The sequence below is a fragment of the Variovorax sp. RTB1 genome, assembly GCF_035018765.1.
Lineage (GTDB): Bacteria > Pseudomonadota > Gammaproteobacteria > Burkholderiales > Burkholderiaceae_C > Variovorax.
This window is the reverse complement of sequence record NZ_JASJXG010000067.1, coordinates 1-21,390: the sequence shown is the minus strand read 5'-3', so window position 1 is coordinate 21,390 and position 21,390 is coordinate 1. Positions and strand designations below refer to the sequence as shown.

At 63.2% G+C, this 21,390-nt stretch carries 7 protein-coding genes and 3 pseudogenes; 1 reads left to right on the top strand and 9 read right to left on the bottom strand.

Going from position 1 to position 21,390, the window contains the following annotated elements:
• The 3 genes and pseudogenes from QN397_RS24535 to QN397_RS26830 form a co-directional block, all read right to left on the bottom strand.
• Positions 1 to 392, bottom strand: a pseudogene (locus QN397_RS24535) (hypothetical protein); the annotation flags it as partial.
• A 162-nt stretch (positions 393 to 554) separates the two neighbouring features.
• Positions 555 to 4,982, bottom strand: coding sequence for a hypothetical protein (locus tag QN397_RS24530; RefSeq protein WP_323502212.1), 4,428 nt, complete (start codon positions 4,980 to 4,982; stop codon positions 555 to 557).
• A gap of 234 nt (positions 4,983 to 5,216) precedes the next feature.
• Positions 5,217 to 5,633: pseudogene (locus QN397_RS26830) on the bottom strand (hypothetical protein); the annotation flags it as partial.
• 85 nt (positions 5,634 to 5,718) lie between these two features.
• On the opposite strand from QN397_RS26830, the gene QN397_RS24520 reads away from it, so the two are divergent.
• Complete coding sequence (locus QN397_RS24520; RefSeq protein WP_323502210.1) at positions 5,719 to 6,081, top strand: hypothetical protein; 363 nt, start codon at positions 5,719 to 5,721, stop codon at positions 6,079 to 6,081.
• A gap of 865 nt (positions 6,082 to 6,946) precedes the next feature.
• On the opposite strand, the gene QN397_RS24515 is transcribed toward QN397_RS24520, so the two are convergent.
• The 6 genes and pseudogenes from QN397_RS24515 to QN397_RS24490 all read right to left on the bottom strand — a co-directional run.
• Positions 6,947 to 14,623, bottom strand: coding sequence for an OmpA family protein (locus QN397_RS24515; protein WP_323502209.1), 7,677 nt, complete (start codon positions 14,621 to 14,623; stop codon positions 6,947 to 6,949).
• A 193-nt stretch (positions 14,624 to 14,816) separates the two neighbouring features.
• The gene (locus QN397_RS24510) at positions 14,817 to 17,738 is read right to left on the bottom strand and encodes a hypothetical protein (RefSeq protein WP_323502208.1); all 2,922 of its coding nucleotides are present in this window, start codon (positions 17,736 to 17,738) and stop codon (positions 14,817 to 14,819) included.
• A gap of 145 nt (positions 17,739 to 17,883) precedes the next feature.
• Positions 17,884 to 18,531, bottom strand: coding sequence for a hypothetical protein (locus tag QN397_RS24505; protein WP_323502207.1), 648 nt, complete (start codon positions 18,529 to 18,531; stop codon positions 17,884 to 17,886).
• Between the two features lie 652 nt (positions 18,532 to 19,183).
• A complete protein-coding gene (locus QN397_RS24500) occupies positions 19,184 to 20,179 on the bottom strand; it encodes an aminotransferase class I/II-fold pyridoxal phosphate-dependent enzyme (protein ID WP_323502206.1) in 996 nt (331 codons plus the stop codon).
• The gene (cbiB, locus tag QN397_RS24495) at positions 20,176 to 21,141 is read right to left on the bottom strand and encodes an adenosylcobinamide-phosphate synthase CbiB (protein ID WP_323502205.1); all 966 of its coding nucleotides are present in this window, start codon (positions 21,139 to 21,141) and stop codon (positions 20,176 to 20,178) included. The genes QN397_RS24500 and cbiB overlap by 4 nt, the downstream gene beginning before the upstream one ends.
• A gap of 8 nt (positions 21,142 to 21,149) precedes the next feature.
• Positions 21,150 to 21,390: pseudogene (locus QN397_RS24490) on the bottom strand (5,6-dimethylbenzimidazole synthase); the annotation flags it as partial.

The window sequence follows — 21,390 nt, the reverse complement described above, 5'->3', positions numbered from 1 at the left end:
CCCGTAGTGGGATTGCGCGTGCCACCGCCTCCATAGGGCGTGGTCAATGCCGCCCCATTGGGAAAGTATCGGCCGCCATCGCCCACCACCAAGTACAGGGTCGTGCCATTGGCAACAAAGCCGCCTTTGGCAAAGGCGCCAGCGCCACCGTAACCTCCGTAGCCGCTGTTACCAAACTCACTGACATTGACCCAATAGCCCGTCGCTCCCGCCGCGCCCCAGACGCGGGACTCGACGTAATTGCCCGCCGGGACGGCGAGGGTCTGGTCACCGCCGGAATTGGTCACCACCCTGCAGTTGTTGTAAGCAGCGCCCGCCCCGGGTTGCCCTGCCGGCACCGTGCCGCTCGGCGTGCAGGACGTGACCGCCGCCTGTGCCGGCAGCGCGAACATGGTGGAAGCCGCTACCGTCCAAGCAACCGCAACCAGCCGGCGCCGCATGGCCGCGACGAAATGCGGGCTACGCCACACGTGACTGGTTAACGACCTGAAGCCAGTAACCAGCTTCCTTCGATTTGGAGTGCGTTCGCATCCGGTGTTCTACCTTGGTGAATATCAGTTGACCTTCACCTGGAACAGCACCGCACCGGTGCCGCCCGGTGCCAGCGAGCCGGTGAACTTCCAGTCGAGAGGGCCGGTGCCACCCACGGCCTGCGCCGTGGGGCATGCGACGGTCGCTGCCGGCAGCGGGTTGGCCGGCGTGTTCTTTGCGCAGGCCGTCAGCGTGACCGGCGTGCTCTCCAGCAGGGCGCTCACGAAGGTCGAGTAGGCGGGCGTCGTGTCGTTGATCGCCAGCGTGCTGATCGGTGCAGCGGCGTTGTTGGTATAGGAGATGCGGTACTCCAGCGTCTCACCCGACTTGGCCTGGTTGTTGACGCCGAACACACCGCCTTGGGTGACGTTGCGCACTTCCTTTTTCAAGTCCAATGCATTGCTTCCGACCGTGGTCACGTCGGTTACCTGGTAGCTGGCAGAAAGCGTGGGTGCTGCATTGGTGAAGTTGAAATCAGCCTCTAACTTGACCGTATTGACGTAGCCGTTTTGCGCCGTCGCCGGGATGAACTCCTGCATCACGATGCAGACCTGCTGACCTGCCACCACTGTCGTCGGCGCCGCTGGCGGGTACAACACCGCAGCGCCCGCTTGCAGCGTGCCGGTGCAACCGACATCGGCAAAGACCTTCTCGTTCCAGCCGGCGAGGGTCGGCGCTGCGACTGCGGATGCAATCGTGAAACTCACCGAGCCGCCCGTCTGCGCGGTGAAGGTGTGGGAGTAGCTGACGGTGTTGCCGGGCTGACCGCCCTTAGTGCCATCGGCGACAAAAGTGTTGGGGTCGACATCGCCGAAGTTCAACCCGGCATGACCGGTGCCGTTCCACGCGAAGGCGATGCGGTCAGGTGTGCCGGTGCGGGTGTAGGTGTAGCTGGTTCCGCTTGCGGTCACGGCCGTACCGGAAGGTAGCGCCGTGCTGCCGTAAGAGGCGCCGGTCGAGACCCGCGTGGCCGGGTTGGTTTCCTCCACGCACAGCGGGTTGCCCACTGGCAGGGACGAGTTGACCCCTATCTTGAAGCCGCCGGTTCCATCGGTGATGGTCGTGCCGTAGATGGTCGCCGCGCAGTTCGTCAGCTTGATGCCGACGCGTGCCACGCCAACCTCCGCGCCGTTGATCAGCCCGTCGTTAGCTGTGCCTCCGCCCGCGCCGTTGTCGGTGAAGACTCGCCCCGACACATCCAGGTTAGTCCCCGGCGTGGTCACGGTACAGGCGCTGCAGGTACCTACCGAGGTCGTCACGGTATTGACGATCGTCGTGGTGCCCACCGGCAGCGGGTTGACCACCGTCACGGTGAAGGGCGTCGTGACACTGCCGGGGGCTGTGGTGACGCTCAATGTGCAGACGATGCCGGCCGCCGAGCCGGTGGCGCATGACCATCCCTCGCCCGAGCCGGTGTAGTTGGTGTGGTCCGGTACGGTCTCGCTCAACACGGTCGTACTGCTGCTGCCGCCCGTATTGCGGACAACGATGTTGTAGAGGAAGACGTCGCCGCCCGCCACCGTGGCGGTGCCGGTCGTGACCGCACCGTTGACCTTGACGAGCGCCTTGGACGTGTCGAGAACCGCCACGGTCGGGTTACTCACGCTGCAACTGCTGCAGATGCCGGTGGAGGTCGTCACGCTGTTGGCGATGCTCGCCGTGCCCACCGGGAGCGGATTGAAAACGGTGATGCGGTAGCCCAGCAACGTGGTGGCGCCCGCCGCCACGGTCACGGTCTGGGTGCACGCCGTACCGCTCGCCGCGCCATTCGCACAGGACCAGCCCAGGCTCGGGGCGGCGCTGCTGAAGACGGTGTTGGCCGGAACGTTGTCGGTCAACGTGGTCGTGCCCGACGAGCCTCCGGTGTTTGTCACGCTGATCTGGTAGTCCAGGATGTCGCCCGCCTTCACAGAGGCACCCGGCGTGGCCGCAACGCCGTTAATGCCCTGCAGCACTTTAGTGGTGTTGAGAATCGCAGGAGGGGCGGCCACGGGGGTGTTGGTGTAAGTGCAGGTAATCGACGGCTCGACCGACGACACCGTGAAGTTCACTGGCGGCGTGGCATTGGTCACCGGCGATGCCGTGTTGTTGCAACTCACCGTCGTCGTGTAGTTGGCCTGGCTGCCGGTGGTGAAGTTCTCCGCCAGCAGCCTGATGGTGTTCCCCTGGGTGACAAAGACCGATGCGCCAGTGGTCGGCGTGCTTCCACCCAGGGCGTCCGCAGTGAGCGTGGGATTAGACGGGCTGCCTGAGAAAGTGCCGCCGGTGGTGGTCGCCGTAATGGCGTCGTTGGGGGTGATGTTGCCGGCAAATACCTTCCTCAACCGCAGCCTGAAAAAGTTGAGAGGCTTGAGGGTGTTGGTGTAGGTGCAAACAATCGGCTGACCGTTGTCGGCCGCGCGTATCACCAAGGTGTTGTTCACCTGGCCGTCGGTGCCACTCAAGGTGCCCCCCGTACAAGCCAGCGACGTGGTGTAGTTGGCGGCACTGGTCGACGGGGTGAAAGTCTCTGCCGGTAAGTTGATGGTGTTGCCCACCGCCACCGTGGCAGGTAGGCCGGTCGTCGTGGTCGGCGTAGTGGCGGCGGTCGCGGTCGACGACACGGTTGGGTTGGCGCTGCCGCCCGTCGTGGTCACCGTGATCTGGTCGCCCGCGGTCGAGTTGGCGGCCCAGGTCTTGTTGAGTTGGAGCGTGGTCGGGGCCGTGTTGGTGATGTCACAGCGGATGAACTCGCTGTTGCCCGAGATGAAGCCGCTGGGCGCCGTCAGCGTCCAGCTGCCGGGCACGCCGACCGTCGTGGCGTACGCCAAATTGTTGCCGTCTCTGCAGCTGATGGTGGGGGTGTAGTTGGACAGCGAGGTTCCTGAGCCAGCCGTCTCACTCAATGTCACTGTCTGACCGGCGTTGACCACGACAAAAGGAGTGCCGCCCCCGCCACTGGCGTAGGTGGCAGGCGCTGTCACGTCGGCATTGCCTGGCTGGCTGTTGACGCCGCTGATGCGCAAGGTGAAGTTGCCCGAATCGCGCGCCACACCGACGAATGTCTTGTTGAGCGTGACCTGGGGCTGCTCGTTGGAGAAGACGCACTGGATGTTGGCGCCCAGCACCATGTTGGCGGCCGGGACCGTGTAGGTGGCGGTGGCGGTGTTGGAAACGATCGGAATCGTCGCCGGGTTGCCCGAATTGGCTGCGTTCAGATCGGTACACACCGCCGATGCGGGCGCGCTGGGCCAGTTGGCGGTAGTCGCCTCGGTGATGGTCACCGCCGTACCCACGGTGCCGCGATGTTCCTGCGCCGCGTATTGGGTAACCACCGAGTTGTTCGGGGTGAACGCGAGCGCCGCGCTGCCATTGGTGGCGCCGCTCACGGTGAAGTTGAACGTAGGTGACTGTGAACCAGGACGCGCTGCCTTGGCCAACACCACCACCGGCAGTGCGGCATTCGTCAGTGTGCAGGTCAGCGTGCCATTGGCACTGCTGGCAGGAACCGTCACGGTGCCGCCCTGAGCGATGTTATTGACGGTGGTAGTGCCGTCGGTGCAGGAGTAGACCGGCGCCGCGGCACCAATGCCAAAGCGCGCGGCCCCCGCTCCCAGGGTTTCAACGGGAAGCGTGAGCGTGGCACCCACCGCCGCCGCACCCGGCGTGCTGCTGGTGCTGTTGTTGCTCGGCGGCGTCGCGCCCGACGTCGAATTCACCACGCCCGTAGCTGTGACCATTCCCGTGCTGAGGGCTGGAATGGTGGTTGTGCTGGTGGTGCCGTTGTTGTCGGTACCGTTGCGCCAGGTCTTCTGCAAGATGATCGATGCAGGCTTGAGCGTGTTGGTGTAGGAGCAAACGATCGCTTTGCCGTCGTCAGCCGCGCCTATCACCAGCGTGTTGCTGTTCTGACCATTCGCCGGAACATTGGTGCCGTTCAAGAAATTGGCCGTGGCGCCGCCATCGGCCGTACAGACCAGAACCGTGGTGTATTTGGCGGCACTGCCCGCCGGGGCGAAGGTCTCTGCCGGGAAGATCAGACTGCTGTTAACGTTCACAGTCACGGGTGCGCCGCTGGTACCCGCTGTGCCACCTGCCCTGCTAAACGCCGGGGCATTGCCCGGCGTGCCGCCGGTGGTGGCGGCAATGTTGGCCGTGTCGCTGGCCAGGCTGCCTGTGCCCCAGGACTTGGTGGTTTGCAATGTGGCCGTCTTCACCGTGTTGGTGTAAGTGCAGGTGATCATTGCTGCAGCGCCAACAGCCGGGTTCTGCGGTGCCGCGACTACGTTGGAGTAGGTCCCGCCTGCGATCGGGCCGCCCGGGTAGGTCCACCCGCTTGGGGGAAAGGACGCACCATTCCCGTCGAAGCAAGTCAGGTTTGGTTTGTAGTAGGCAAGCGTCGTCGTGTTGCCGGCGGTTTCAGCCACCGTCACGGTAGACCAGGCAATCCCTGAGTCCGTCGCATCGATCATTACCCACCCGGTAGTGCCGCCGTTGCCTTGGTTGTTTTGGGGGTTGGTACCGCCTCCGGGAAATGCTGTGGTGGCATTGGCTCCGCCGATCGACAGGTTGAACAATGCACTATCCCCCGGGGGCGGGGTACCGACGACGGAGTCATTCAATCGAATAATGGGATTGATGAAGGTCGTGACTGAAGAAGTGTTATCTGCCGTATTGGTGTCCGTGCCGCCCGTGGGAGTCGTGGTGACCGTGGCAGTGTTGACAACCCCTGCAGACGGGCTGGTGAGCGTATTGGCTGTCACGGAGTAAACAATAGTGCAGGTTCCATTGGCCGGCAGCGTCAGTCCACCACCATTCAACGTGTTGCCGCTGAACGTGGGCGCTGGGCACGTGACTCCGGCCGAAGGCGATGTACTTACCACTGTTGGCGAGCCGAAGTTCGAAGGCACTGCGTCGCTGTATGTGATGTTGCTGGCAGTGGGCCTGCCAGTAGCGTTCGCAATCACCAACTGGTATTGAACCGTGCCCGAAACGGGCGCTTTCAACCCAGTACCTGGCCCTATAAAAGTACCCGTCGTGCCGAGCCGCTGACTTTTCACGATGGACAGGTCAGGCACTAACGAGTTGGTGAAAGTACACGTGATGTCGGCACCGCCTCGCATGGCCGTGACGGGCACCGTAGCCGCATTTCCTGACAAAGTGCCAAGGTTTCCCCCACCATTGCCCGTGCTCGCACCGTTGGCGTCTATGCACGAGACACCAGTCGGATTTGCAGGCCAACCTGTTGGTACGCTTGACTCGGTGATGGTGACAGCAGTGATTGAGCCTGCAGTCGCCGTGTGTGGCGCTGGCGATGCAGGACTTGTGCTGGGACTGGTAAACGAAATGTTTTCGGAGCCGGGTGATGCGCCGTTCAACGTAAAACCAAATGCTGTGGTTCCCGAACCGTTAGTGGTTGTTTTTTTAACTCTGACGATAGGTAGCGCCGCGTTGGTGATGGTGCAGTTAGCCATCCCGGTTAGCCCAGTGATGGAAAACGATCCATTGCCCGAAGGATTGGCAGTAGCGGTTCCGCCTCCACCAGTACACACTGCTTGCTGGAAGGCGTAAGCCGCGGGAATACTCGTCTGCGTCACAGTCGCAGAACTGCCCACAACCCTCATGGCCTGATTACCGGTTTGGGACGTGGTTCCATCCATTTCGAAGGTGGCGCTTGCCCCCACGGCCTGGGTTTTAGTGGCGTCGACAGCTATTGTGTTGACGACGTAGTCAATATTTGTGCCTCCAAGCGCGAAAGCACCGCCTGAGCCGCCAATCGTTCTTTCGCTCAGGCAAATGGCGGGGCCCATTTCGACAACAACATTGTCAATTGAGACGTCGTCCACAACACCACCATTGAGCTGCACTGCGCTGAAGGACAAATTGGCCGTCGATATGGACCCAGCCGGTAGCCGGAAAGAGTAGTTGTTAAAAACATTTCGCGGGTTGGAACCACAGCCACTGACGCAAGTCGCGCCACCGCCCATCCCTGGGGGGCTACTGGCACCTGAGCCACCGCCATTGTTCGTGTTGATCGCCATGTACAGGACGCCGTTGTAAATGATGTCCAACCGCGAGTTAACCGGGCCGCCACCACCGCCGTGCTGCATCGAAAACGACACCAGAGCGCCGGGCTTCGCATTGGTGACTAAGACTGTTGCAGCCTGCGTACCCAGGTTGTCGATTGTTGTGCCGATGTTTCCAGCCGCGCTGTTGTAGCCCCAACCTGCACCCATGGTCCATCCACCCGAACCGAGTGGGAAGTCACCGTTGACGACAGCAGGGGTACATGCGGCGATCGCTGACTGCGCCAACAGCACACTGCTCAACAGCCCGGCCGCTGCACGCAGTGCAGTTCTTGGTACTTGTCTTCCGATGCGATGAATCAGATATGACACCATGGACTTACGGTCACTTTTGCTCGTCATGTTGTTTTTCAATGTCGACTCGTCGGCTCTGGCGGTTGCCCACTGTGCTGTTTTTCCTGGCCGAGAACTTCGATCTCGACCCGACGGTTCTGCGCTCGGCCGTGCGCCGTTGCATTCGATGCGATGGGCTCTTTCTCACCTTTGCCTTCGCTGCGTATGCGCGCAGCGTCCACGCCATGGGCAATGAGGTAGGCGCGCACGGCATTGGCGCGCTGCTCGCTCAGGCTCTGGTTGAAGTCCTGGGAACCGACCGAATCGGTGTGTCCGATAGTGATCACCACGTCGAAGTCGGCGGCCTTGATTTGCGCCGCCAGCACGTCGAGTGCGGCGTGAGATTCGGGCTTGATCGATGACTTGCCGAAGTCGAACAGCGTCTCGGCCTGCAGCGTGGTCTTGGCCGGCAAGGCGAGCGGCGCTGGCGCGATCACCGGCATGGCGCGAGCTGCTTCGTTGGCAGCGGTAATGGCATCCACAGGCTTGGCGGATGCAGCATCTCCGCCCGCCGACGCAAAGCCCAACCCCGTCTCGTCGAACTTGAAACGCAGTCGTACATAAGCACCTTTGCTCGTGTACTCGTTGGCGGTCAGGTCGCGGTCTTTCAGGCCGACGACGTTGTAGCCGGCCGAGACCCACGTATTTTTGTAGGCCTGGTAGCCCACCTCAACGCCGGCGGTCTTTTGCAGTCCGCCGCCCTTGCCGTAAAGCACGCCCGCCTGCACGCCGACGTCCCAGTGGGCGTTCAGGTCCTTGGTCCAGCGGGCTTGCACCAGGTGAGCCCAGTAAGTGCTGGGCAGCACCCCGTCGTCGGCGCGGCTGACCTTGGCGGCGTAGCGCGCGGTGATGACGGTGCCGCGTTCAGGGTTGAAGTTGAGGTGCGCTGAAACGATGTCGGCACTGGTGGTGCCCGGCAGGGTGGCGTTGCCGGAGTCGCTGCCAAAAGCGCTTCCGCCGCTGAGGGCGCCGGCCGAGTTGCCACCACCGACGATCTTTTCAGAGCGATGCTCGTAGCGTGCCAATGCGTTCCACGTATCGGTGTCGACCGGCCGGTAGGCCAGGCCAATCTGGTGGCGCTGCAAGTGACGCTCGTTGCCGGCATTGGCGCCCTGCCCTTCGCTGTCGCTGATCACGCTGCGCGCCAGCAGGCTCACTTCAGGGTTGAGCTTGTAGCCGGCGCCCGCGCTGAAGAGGCGCGTGTTGGCGTCGTCACCATTGCGGGCTTCGAGCACACCGCTCGCCTTGAAGCCACCATCGCTGTATTCCGCGCCGCCCGTGATGGCAGTCGATTCGCCCAGGCCAGTGGACGCGTAGCCGTTGCCGCTGTTCACGCTGTTGCTGGCACCGCTCAGAGTGCGGGTGTGTTCCATGCCGGCAGTCAGTCGCAGGTGGTCGGTCACCTTGAAGGTGTTGCGCACACCCAAAGCGGCTTGCGCCGAACGGCCGTCGATGCTGTCTGCCAGGCGGTATTCGTTGTACACACGGCCGCCCTCCATGTAGGCGCTCTCGATGCCGACGATGCCCACGTTGTGGGTCTGCGTGCTGGTCGCGTCATAGGGCCCATTCAGCGACGAGACCAGTTCATAGCGGGCGTAAGCGCGCGTCTTGTCGGTGATCGCGTAATTGCCACCGACCGCAACGGTATGGCGACTGCCGTCTTTGACGTCTTGCTCGCCTTCGACGAACACCTGTGCCTGTGGCAAACCGGGCACCGCCGATGAGAGGCGCGCGCGCACCGTGGTGAGGCTCTCGTTCTGGGTGCTGGCGGAAGTGGCTGCCGAGCCGAGTGCGGTCACGTTGCCGGCACCGACGCTGCCGCCGAGCTGACCGTTGTAGGTGGAGATCTGCCCGTAGTCGAAGCCGGAGCTGGAGCCGAGGCCCGTCGTGCTTTGCCCTTGTCGCAGACCGACCTCGGCCACGAGCGTGTCGCTCAGTTTCTTCTGTGCGCTCACCGTCGCACCCTTGGTGCCGCCGGTCAGCAGTGCGTCCTTGCTGTAGAGCGCTTCGGCGCGCACAGCAGTGGTTGGATCGACCCTGTATTCAGCACGGGCGGAGACTTCGGTGCGTCCGGCCATGATGGAGGCGCCGGGGTTGTCGAAACCTTCGCTGGTTTTGCTGGCCAACGCAACGACGGCGAGTTTTTCGTCCTGATAGCGCGCTTCGACCCGGCCAGCGTTCCCGTTGCCCTTTGCGTCGGATTCGGTATGGACCAGTTCGGCCGCCACGGTCGTGTTGTCGCCGATACGGGCAATGCCGGTCACTGCCTCGAGCTTGCGTTTGTTTTGCGGGTTTTGGTCGGTGCTGGCGACCACGCCGAGCTGCACGCGCTCACCCACCTTGACCTGGACATCGGTGCCGGCCACGGTGAACTTGGGGCCACCGCTGTCGACTTCATAGGTGACGCGGATCGACTGCGGGTTCAGGTTCGCATCGACCGAGGAGATCGGATGCGTGAACAGAATGCGGCGCGTCAACGGCTCGACCGTGTAGTCGACGAAGCGTGTCACGGCGGTGCGCTGCAGCACGATGTTCGGCTGGTTGCGGTCGCGGACCATGACTTCGATCTGCTCGCTGTTGTCGACGAAATCACCGCCCGTGGCGCTCAGGTAATAAGGGCCCGAGGTACCTACGGCGCGAAACTCTTCGACTTGCTGGACCTGCGCGGTCCGGCTCACGTAGCTGGTGGCGCGCACCGTGTCGTCTTCGTACACGTGCTTCATGCCGGTGAGCGAACGATTGCTCTGGCTCAGGTTTCGCACCTCGGTGCTGCTGGCCGTTGTGAAGTCGCCGTACAGCAGGTAGCTGCGATTTTTGTCGATGCGCACATAGAGCTTCTGCGTGCTTTGCGCGTCGAAGCCTTTAACGGCCGAATCGCCATAGACCGGATAGAACTCGTCGGGACGGATGTCGCGGAACAAGCGGTCTTTTTCGGTCTTGTCGGAGTCGAAAGACGCGGTCAGCAAGTAGTCGCCCTTGACGGTTCCCTTGAAGAAAAACGCCGCACGGCCCGAGGCGCGCCGGTCGCCACCCTGGTCTTTCAGTCCCGTCAGCTCGGCCTCGAAGGCGGCACCGGCAGGCATGGCGCCCAGCGCGCGGTTGCCGCGTTTGGTGAAGTCGAGCACGCCTTCGACAATGCCGACACCGATCATCGGACGCATCTCGGGCAACAACGCAAGTCGCACTTCCTTGACGAGGTCGCCGGCCGTTGCGCGGATACGCGCATCGCCTGGCTCGCCGGGCGGCAGCAGACGGAACTCCGCCGCGCCGCCTTCCATGAACACCTGCGTGCCGGGCTCGGCCGGATTCAGGTCTTCGTCCAGCCAGCGGCCGCGGTCGCTTTCGAGCGTGAGCTGGGTTCGGGCAGTGACCGGAACGCCGGCTGCATCCACCAGGCGCACCTTGACGATGACGGGCGTGCGCAGGTCGGCGCGTGCCACTTCGGGTAGATCGATCTGGATGGCCGCAAGCTTGTCGGGCGCGACGATGCTGATTTGCGCTGGCTCGCCATGAGCGTTACCAAAATCGTCCATCGCCTCGACCTTCAAGAGGTTGACACCGGGCTTGAGCAGCACGCCGATGTATTCCCAGGCACTGATCTTCTTGGCGGCGAGTTGCGTCTTTTTTCCTACGCGCTTACCGTCGATCGCGGTGCCGTTGACGGTCAGGCGCAGAGACACGTTCAATTCGCCTTTGACCCGCACGTTGATCGACTGGCTGGGAACGGTATCGCCGTCCTTCAGGCCGATGAAGCCGAGTGCGTTGCTGTCGATCTGCGGCAGCAGCACTTCGAGGTCGATGGCGCTCGGCACGGCCTGCATCAGCAGCGGCTGGCTCCGCGGCTCCAGCATGGCACCGGTGGTGTCGATCGGTCGATCGGCAAAAGCGCCCACGCCGGTGGCACGGCCGCTGATGGTCGACGAAGGCAGGCCGTTGGTCGGCAAGCCATTCAGCGCGCTGAAGAGGCTGCCAGCCGGCGTCGGTGCCGCGGCGCCCGCCGTTCCCAGCGTGCCACCGCCCGTGCCGCCCGCGGCACTCACGAAGGTGCTGCCCTTGCCGGTGGGCACAGGCAGCGCGATCAGCGGCGCGGAAGTGGCCTGCACGGTGCCTGAACTACCGCCCGCGAGCGACTGTCCACTGGCTGGCAGCGAGCGCGTGTCGCCCACCGGAATGATCTTGCCTTCGGGGTCGAGACGCAGTCGAACCTGAGCCTCGGCTTCGGTGTCGGGCAATGCCGCGATGGCGGCGCGACGGGCGGCGACCTCGTCGATCACGCCCTTGTCTTCACAGTTGGTGATGATGAAGTTGGCTTTGTGGAACTCGCCCTTCTTCAAGTCGACGAAGCGGCTTTCTGGTGTGCCCGCGTTTCGGTTGTCCAGCACTTCGAGTCGCGCGCCGCGAGGCAAGGTGGTCTGGTCGAGCCGGAGCACATGCGTGATCGGCTTCAGGCCATACAGGCTCCACTTGCCTTCCACATCGGTCACGACGTTGGTCCCGTTTTCCAGGTACAGACGCACGCCGGGCACGCCGAGTTCTTCGAGACCCTCTTGCTTGCCGTCGCGCTTGCAATCCAGATACACCTTGCCAAAGGCGAATGCGTCGTCCGAGAAAACTCCACCCGTGACCCGCACTCGCCAACTGGCCAGGTTGGATTGAATCGGACCCGAGGACGCGCGCGCACGGTTGACGGCATCGCCATTCGTTGGCGCACCCACGCCGATACGCAGGCGATACCGAACCACAGCAGACTGATCCGGTCCCAGGGTCAGCGCCGGAAATCCGAAGCCCAGCAACGGCCCTGCGCCCCCTGCCGGGTTGGCAGCGACGGCACCGTTCAGCCGCGCGCTGTTCGCCACGAAGGCGAAGCCGGGTGGCAGGCTGTCGCTGAAGTTCACGCCAGTGATCGGAAAGCCCGTCTTGTTGGTGACGGTCAGTGCGTAGTCGATGAAGTCGCCGAACTCGGCCTGGCGTTTGCTGCCGTCCTTGCGCAGCAGCAGGCCCAGCACGTTGCCCGGGTCCAGCGGAATATGGTTGTGCACCACATCGCAGGCAGTACCGTCAGGATTGACACCGGACACGACCGCAAAATAGTAGCTCGTCGGATCGGCAGATTGCGGCGCCGCGCTGTTGGGCACGATGGCGCCGCAACTCGCATAGCGGCCCGGCGTCGGTGGAATGAGCACCGACGGGTAGACATAGCCACTGCCCGCCGGGGGCGTCACGGAAAGGCCATAGGTGCACAAGCCGGTGATGGGTGGCGACTGCAGGTAGAACTGGTAGGCGCCATCGGCCCCCGTAGTCATCGACATACTGCCGTTGGCGTTGAAGGTGTACGTGCCTGAATCGGCGCCCGAGATTTCAGCGGTAGTGATGGGCGTGACAGGGCCGCTATTGCAAGACTGCCGCGTGTAGGTAACGAGTGCCCCGGCCACCGGCTGGCGCGTCACCGAGTTGTAGACGGTGCCCTGCGGATCGATCAGCAGCGATTGCACCGAATTCGAGGTCGCCGCGACCAGCATGGCCGGCGTGACGTTGATGGTGTTTTGCTCGAACGCGGCCGCCCAGGCCTTGTTGATCACCGTCACGCGGTTGCCGATAGCGATAGGTTTTTCGGTGACGCGCACGGTGAACGTGATCTGCTCGCTCTGGCCGGGCGCCAGGGCGCGGCTGCCATCGGTCGTGCTCAGTGCCGCTTCGGTGGGCAGGCTGAAAGGATCCGCGCTGTTGATCTGGGTGCGGTTGCAGGTTGCCCGGCCAGTGAAACTGGCCGCCGGATTCAGAAACCCATTGGCTGCCTTGGGCGCACCCACCAGCGCCCAGGCAGCAATCAAGCCTTCCGGCTTGTCCATGTCGAATGTGCAGTTGAGGTTGTCGATGACGCGCACGTTCGGCGCGGCAGCGACGCCGGTATTGGTGATCTTCAGCGTGTAGTCGATGTCGAATACGCCGGAAGTGACACGACGCGGCAGCGATGCGTTCTTCACCAGCGTCAGCGAAGGAAGCTGCGTCGACACCGGTGTCGGCGAACTGTTGTTGTTCGGGTTGCCGTCGCCATCAGGATCCGGGTCGGCGCCGTCGACGGAGTCGTCGAAGATCGTCGGCGATGCGCCGGCAGCGAGTGCACTCGATACCTTGACGCTGTTGTAGAGAGTGTCCGCGCGGCCGGTGAAATTGACGCGGGCGTCGAACTGCACGGTCACCTGTGCGCCGACCGGCAACACAGCACCGGGGGACAGCAGGTTGGACGCGGTCGCGGTACCGGCGAAGCTCGTATTGGCGACAGCGAGCGTGCCGCTCACGTTGTTGCCTTGATTGCCACCGATCAACACCGACCCCGGCACGATGGTGTACTGGTTGGCCGCCGGAACGGCCGCCGCGGTGAAGGTGCCGAACTGGCTGGCGCCGAGGCCTTCGAGCACGTCGGGGGCCAGCACATCGTAGAGCGGCAGGGTGCCGTAGTTACGGATGTTGACGCTGAAACGGACCGTGGCGGTGCCGTCGAGTTGACCGTCAGCGCCGCGATTGACCTTGGGCGAAGAAGCCGCCTTGGCGACGCCGATGCGTGCCTGACTCGATGCGATGACGATCGTGTTGGACGTCGCTGCCGTCGGGTTTATCGCGTCGTTGTAATAACTCTGCGCGGTGTTGCGGATGTCGCCTGTCAGGCTGGCGTTGACCTTGACGCCGAACTGCATTACGAAAGACGCATTGCGCACCACCGGTGTCGCAATGCCGATGGCCACCTCGATGGCAGAGGCGTCTTCGACCGTGCGATAGCTAAAGGGCGCGTCACCCGACAACCTGAAGAGCTTGGTCGAATTGGCCGCAGCGCTTTGCAGGGAACCAACGATGTATTGCGTACCAGCGGGCACCAGGTCGCGTACCAGTACCAGTGTCGCGGGCGCACCGTTGACGTGCACGGGCGTGTTGGTGGGCGCCGCGACGTTGCTGGGCTGCGCATCTTGCGAACCGATGTTTGCGCCCGACACGGTGAAGTCGATTCGGGTCGTGCCCGGGATCACCAAGCCCGGGTATGTTGCGCTTTTCGTGATCACGATAACTGCCACGTTGCCAACCGTCACGACATCGTGGTTGAAGGCATTCAAACTTTGCAACGCTGTGGTGGCCACGAGCGACAGGCAGGCATTGCCGGCACCGACCGTAGGCACGGTGCCCTGAACCAGGAGTGCAGCGGTCTGGCCGGGTTGCAAAAGCAGTGCTCCGGCGCTGTTCAGCGCGATGACGGGATCGCTGCTGTCGATCACGCCGTTGTTGTTGCTGTCGCGCACGATGCGCAGCGAAGACAGGTCGAGCGTGTCCGGGGTACAACCCGCGCCGTCGTTGCTTAAGTTGAGCGTGTAGCTGGACGCCACATTGCCGGTATTGGTGAGCAGGTGGCTCAGCGTGACAACAGCCGCGGGAGGTCGTGTGACCGACTGGTCTTGTGTCAGCGTCAATGCCTCCACCGACAGCACGGTAGCGACAACGGCATTGGAAGAAATGGTCTCGGTCTGTGCAAACCCGGTCGGCACATAGGTGCCTGTAGCGACGTTGCGAATCACGGCGCCGCCCGGTGCCGGCGCCGCCTGCACCAACGCACTGCCGATCAGCAGTGCAGCGCCGGCAACGAGCGCCTTGCCGACCTTGCGCCATCGCAATAAGCCAGCGCTGGCCTTTTCTAAATGGGAATACACGCGATGAACCTTCCGCTGCCCCCCGTTGCGCAGGGGCATTCAATATTTGGAGACTTTTTCCGCTGGGGCCTGGGCGTGCTTGTGGCGTTGGGCCCGTTCAAGCCGCAGAGGAAAAAGGCGAAGCACCTCCGCCGAGGTGGTGCTTCGCAAAAAAATCCGGCGAGCTGGAGACCCGCCGGAAGTCAAACGCAGATCAGAAATTGACCTTGACGTTGAACATCAGCGTGGCGCTGCCGCCGGGCTGGACGGTGGCGGCCGTACCGCAGCTCACCGTGGAGGCGGTCGATACGTAGTTCGCATTGGCAAGCACCGGGGTCGTGTTGACGGAGCTGCACCGCGTGCCCGGTTGCGTGGCACCCGTGAGGCTGGTGTAGGCCGGCACTGCGTCGTTGATCGACATCTGCGTGACCGGGGCTGCGCCCTGGTTGGTCGCGACGATCTTGTAGACGATGCATTCGCCTGGTTTGGCAACCAGGGCAGTGGCTGCGACTGGCGTGACCAAACCGGTGCAAGCTGTGTCGAGCGCTTGCAGCTTGTCAAGGCGCATCTGACCGGTCACGACAGTGCTCAGGTCGGTCGCCGATGGCGTACCGCAGGAGGTTGCGCCAGCCGGGAATGTCACCGTCACGGTGGCCGTGTCGGTCGCGCCTGCTGTGGCGCCGCCCGGTGCGAACACCTTGACCAGCAGCTTTTGCGTGCCACTTGCCAACAGCGGGCCGGCAATCGAGCCGGAGATCAGCGTGTCACCAGCATCGATCATGCCGTCACCGTTGTTGTCGATGTACAGCGCGGTTGTCCAACCGGCACTGACGTCGGCAGGCGGCAGGGCTGCAGCAACCGTGTACGGTCCTGCGCAGCTCTGGGCACCGGTGTTGGTCAGCGTGTGGGCATACACAACGGAGCCGCCAGGAGCGACTTGACCATTGTTGTTTGGCGTCAGCGTGGCACTGTACGTTGCAGCGATGGTCACCGTCACGGCGTCCGTCTTGGTGTCCATGGCGATGGCGCCCGTCGACGTTGTGAGGGTGGAGCGAATCTGGAAGTAGATGAACTGCGCGGTCACTGCCACCTGCGATGCGGGTGGCGTCACGCAGGCTTCGACTTGCGTCTGGCCACCGTTGGCCGGCACGGCAACCGTGGTGATGGTCGCAACCGTGGCACAGGTGCCACCGGACGCCACGAACTTGACCGTCCATCCAGCTGGCAGGCTGCCTGGGAAGGACGTCGTCTGGCTCGCCGCAAGGCTGTAGGTATTGGCAACCGTGTCGTTGTTCTTCACGAACAACGTGAAGACCGTGCCGGTACCGGCCGCCGTGGAGTTCGTCGTGGTCGGGCTAGGGCTCGGGCCTGTGCCAACGTCGCCGTTGCCGGTGGTGCCGCTCACGCCATTGCCGCTGGCGGTATTGGTCAGGTCGGCCAGCACGCCAACAAGGGTGGTGATGGTGTCGCGAGTCGTTTCAGACTTCGTGCTGTCGCCAGTCGATGTACCCGTAACGATCGCGCTGAACGGACCCGTGGGAATAACTGCTGGCGAAGGCAACGTGGCCGCAACCACGATCGTCGCACTCAAGCCGGCCGCGATCGGGCCCGTGTCCACAACGCCATCGCTGTTGTTGTCGATCAACGGCGTCAGGCCGTCGGCGGCGAAGAACTTGAAGGTCGTGCCCGCAGGGAAGCTACCCAAGGCGGCCGTCAGATTGACGATGTCGCTCGAGTTGCCGGTGTTGAATACCGTCTGCGTGAACTTCACCGTGCTGCCGGCAACGGCGTTTGCCAGGGTGGTGGTGTCGTTGGCGGTTGCATTGGGCACGCCAGCGCTGGTGTCGATCGCTGTCGTTGAGCTACCGGCAGCAGAACCCAGGACGATGCCGAAGGTGCCCGTGACGGTGAACGACGCAGGGTTGGTCGGCGAAGTCACACCGGTCGGGGCGCTCGAGGTGGAGCCTGTCGCGTCGATCGGGTTGTACATCGCGGTGTTGGTGGTGGTCGACGTGCCGATGGCGGCCGTGCTGTTCACCATCACCACGAAGCTGATCGTTTGCGAGACGTTGGCGCCCAACGAGCTCACCACGGCGGTCACGACGTTGCCGGATGCCTGGTAGTCGATGCCAGTCGAATCACCCAGGGCTGCGTCGGTCAGGGCGACGCCAGGAGCATTGCTCCAGACGGCAGAGCCAGGAACGTACGTGAAGCCTGCGGGCAAGGTGTCCTTGATCGCGAACATGCCGGCTGCAGCGCCGGTGTTGCTGAAATTCAAGGTGTACACGGTGTACACGCAACCAGCGCTTGGTGTCGTAGCACCCGCGACAGTCGCTAAACAGCTCGCCGCTGAGCGCGGGCCGCTGGCCGAAGCGGTAGGCCACACGCCGCCATTGGCCGACCATGGAACAGCCGGGACGTTCAAACCCTTCGTGGAGTTGAAAGCCGCACCGGTCGTGAGGTTCACGTGATCGACGTCGGCTGCCGACGTGTTGCCAACGGCGTAAAGCGCCGTGGTCGTCGGTGTGGCAGTGATCGTGGCCGAGACAGGCGAGGTGAACGACGAGGTCGTCGCGGTACCCGGGATCGAGTAAGCGACTACGAACTGAAACACGCCGTTGTTGCCGGCGACTGTTTGTGCGGTGACGTTACAGGCGGCAGTGGGCACGGCGGTACACAACGGTGTCGTGCTGTCCGGCAAACCGTCGCCGTTGACATCCGCGAACACCTGGACCTGGGTAAAGCCGTTCGGGCTGGCAGGTGCCGCGATCGACAGGCTGAAAGTGTCGGTGCCGTTGCCGGTGTTGGTCAGGACGTGAGGCGCATAGACGGTCGAACCTGCCGCGCCGGTCTTGGTGTTGATGACGGTCGTGGTCACCGATGAAACGGTGTCCAGCGTGAAGGAGCCGACTTGCTGAACCGTGGTCTGCACCAGGTTAGACGTTGCCAGTTGACTGGCTCCATTCGGATCGAGGTACGTGGCCGAGGCCTGGTTCCCGATGATGGTGTTGGCGGGCGGCGCTGCGGCCATGACTCCGGAACTTCCAAAAAGGAAGCCCAGCGTCAGGATTGCGGCGCCAGCCCATGTCTTGCGCGGCTGGAGGCCTGCGCGACGGGTTGGCGAATTGGAAAGCACTTGATTTCTCCTGGAGGTGATCAAAAAAGGAACAAAAAAACCCGGCCGATGCTTCTTCGTGGGGAAAAAGCAATGACCGGGGTGCACGTCAAACAGAAATAGGGAAATGGGGAGAAATCGCGTGGGCGTCGCTGGGCGTCGGCAATCAGCGCGGCGTGGCTTTGGCAGCGGGCTGCACGGCAACCGGCGGCGCCTGCGGCGCGGCTGCGGATGTCTTTGGTGCAGGCGGCACGACGATCTGCACCTGGGCGCGGGCCGACACGGCAGTCACGCCGTTGGCAGGCAACTGCCCCAGCGTCCAGCGCAACGACCGGTAGTCACCGTATGCAACCGGTTCGGTCTTGCCAGCCACAGTGTGGGTAAGAGGCTCGGCGGCGAAGACGCCATCCTTGGCAGCAGCCTTGACCAATGCAGCGCCGGGTTTGGCGCTTTTCGGGAGGTACTCGAGGCCTTCTGGAATTGGCAGGTTTGCGACCAGTCCGGTCACGGCCTTGCCGGTGTTGTTGGTGTAGGTCGCCTTGTATTCGACGACGTCACCTGGCTTCACCGAAGCTGCGTCTTGCAACTGTTCGGTGCCGTCGGCGGCCTTGACCACCTTCGACTGCGTCAGCACGACAGCGACGACTTTTTTCTCAGCAACGGCTGCGGCGTCCTTGGCAACGACAGTCTGTGCGAATGCCGGCACCGCCATGAAAGTCATCAGCACGACGCCGGCGTTGATCCGAGCAGCCAGACGCGCAAGGATCTTTCCTGCGGGTCGACGAGTGGCGGCAGGCAAATTGGTAATTGACATGAAAACTCCAGTTCAAAAGTCAGTTAGAAGGGATAAAGACAATTCATTAACAGTTGTAGTGAATTGATAATTCGGAAAAAGCTTTTCGCTCTTGGGCTCCGAATGCCGCGAACTTTATTTGTAAACGTCAAAAATGAAGGTGAACAAAATCACGAAATCACACGGTTACGACAGTATTTACTTTATTAATTTCTTAATTACATTTAGTTCACCTTTGTCAAATACAAAAAACTTTTGTATTCAATATTTATGAAACCTATTCCTGTATCAAAGTGTTTTTTGATTGGTCATGCAGCGTTTGAGACGTGCCAACCCACCGCAAAAATGTGTGGATGTGTGCAAACAACAGCTTTTGAACGAATCGGATGTGCAAGGCGGTCGTAACGTCGCCCTGCCGAGCCGCTCGCACGTACCAAAAGGGTTGGCAGTGGCTATTTGCCGACGCTGAGACAGCGAGCAAGGCAGGTCTGCCGGCGAGCGGGCACTTTGGCGTGCAGCGGCCCATTCGACCGAGGCCGCAAGGCAATCAATAGAAGAGATTCACCGCGCGAAGATGTCAATTCATTGCCGAAGGCAAATCAATTGCGGGGATTTCGATATGTTCGATGCCGGACGGTGGCATCCGTGGCTTCGATGAAATCCAGGGGTGAACTTATATAGCCGACAACAGCGCCTGCAAACTCGCCGGTGGTAAAACCGCCATCCGCAGGTAACCGGGCAACCCGAACGAGGTGCAGTCGCGCAACTTGACTCCGGCGGCGCGCAATCGTGTAAGCAAGGGTGTCAGCGGAACAAGAGGTTCGACGCAGAAGAAATTTGTATCGCTGGGCAGGAGCCGCCAGTCGGTCGCGTCCTGAAGCAACTCGCGCTGCACGGTCTTCCACACTTTCAGCGTGTGTCGGCTCTCTGCGAGCCACGCCTGGGTGTCCGCATGGGTCCAGCAGTCCAGCAGCGCGGCGCCGTGGGCGCCGAGCGGCCACGACGGCGCGAGTGCATCGACGCGCTCACGCAGGCGCTGGGCGCCGACCTTGGGCGCGATGCCGTAGGCCGCTCGGATGCCGGTGCATCCGAGCGCCTTGTTGGGCGTCCACAGTTGCCAGACGCGGTCACGCTGTGCTTCGGTCAGCGCGGGATCGCCTGTCAGTCGGAGGGGCGCATAGGCGAAGTCGACAACCACAGGGGCGCGCCGCGCCTCCATCGCATCGAGCAGTGCCGGGAGTCCCGTCGGGGTTTGCCCGAGCGGACTCGACGGATCGCAAGACCACGCCAGGTCGACGACGCTCCAGTCCGATGGCTCGCGCACGATATCGAAAGACCAGCCCCGCGCGGCGCGGGCGTAGTCGCCGTAACTGTGTTCCGGCAGCGCGACGCATCGGCCACCGCCCTGCGCCACGGCAGCTGTGATGCGGTGAATGAATTCGCTCGCGCTCGCCGCGATCACGATGCGCGCTGAATCGACGCCGTGAAACGCAGCGAGTCGCACGCGCAACCTGATCGAGCGCGGGTCGGGATAGCGGCTCGCATCGACCGACTGCAGCGCCTTCAGTGCTATCGGACAGGGACCGCAGCCATTGCCGTTGCTGGAAAAGTCGTGCGGTACGGCACCGGCAGCATCGGGGCCACCGTGCTCGTCCGATAGGTCGTTCACCATGCCAGTGCGGTCACGGCGGCGATGGCCGCCAGCGCCAGCAAGACCCGGTGGCCGAGTACTACGGCGCGCGCCGTGTCGGCCGCAACCGGTGGCCGCGCCGGCGCGTTGAGCGCGTACACACCCGGCTTACCGAGCCGCACCCCGAGCGCCAAAGCCATGGCGGCCATGGGCCAGCCGCTGTTCGGCGACGGCGTTCGGGCTGCCTCGCGGCGCAATTCGCACCAAGCCCGAAGCGCTGCGTGCGACGGGCGCACCGACACCATCAGCAGCAAACCCGTGATGCGGGCCGGCACCCACGACAGCACGTCATCCGCCCGCGCCGCCCACTTGCCGGCCCATGTCCAGTCGCGCCCGCCGCGTGTGCCGCGGTAGCCCCACATCGCATCGGCGGTGTTCGCAAAGCGATAGACGGCGGCACCGGGCAAACCGAGCAACATGAACCAGAAGATCGGCGCAATCACCGAATCATTGAGGTTCTCTGCCAGCGATTCGATGGCGCTTTCGCGCACTTCGCTTTCGGTCAGTGCGGCGACGTCGCGACTGACCAGCCTTGCGAGTTGCGCGCGGCCCGCGTCGAGCGACGCACCCAGGGCGACCTCCACCGCGACGACTTCGCGATGCAACATGCGCCATGAGAGCAGCGGCTTGAGCAGCAACGCCAACGACGCGATGGTCGCCCACGCGGGCAGTTCGAGCAGCCACCTCTGCAGCACGATGGCGACGATGAACACGACGCCCGCGCCGCCGCACCACGCCACAGCGCCCGCCGCAAAAGCTTGCGCCGGCGGCGTCGGAATGCACCGCCCGATCCGGTCGAGGTAGTTGCCCATCCACACCACCGGATGCCAGCGCACCGGAGGCTCGCCGAACCAGTGATCGATCGCGAGGGCCAACCAGAGCGCGCCGCTCAAAACGCCAGCGCTGGCGACCCACGGCAACGCGTCGAAGGCAGTCGTCACGCGGCCACTCAGTCCGAGTTGCAGGTACCGACCTGCGGCGCGTCGAACAAGGCCGAGGGCCGACCCCATCGATCGTCGAACACCATCGACGACAAGGGCGAGCGTTGCGCCCAACGCTCGCGCTGCAGCATCGGCTCGTCGTAGAAGCCATGCACCGGGCCCAGGCACAGCAAGGCGATCGGCTCCGCGCCTTCCGGCAGACCGAGCAACGCGCCGACCGCGACAGGATCGAACAGCGACACCCACCCC

Bases quoted from the DNA above. Each gene is read 5' to 3' on its own strand.
- QN397_RS24530 (WP_323502212.1), bottom strand. From the start codon at position 4,982: ATGATCGATGCGACGGACTCAGGGATTGCCTGGTCTACCGTGACGGTG.
- QN397_RS24520 (WP_323502210.1), top strand. From the start codon at position 5,719: ATGCACGAGACACCAGTCGGATTTGCAGGCCAACCTGTTGGTACGCTT.
- QN397_RS24505 (WP_323502207.1), bottom strand. From the start codon at position 18,531: ATGTCAATTACCAATTTGCCTGCCGCCACTCGTCGACCCGCAGGAAAG.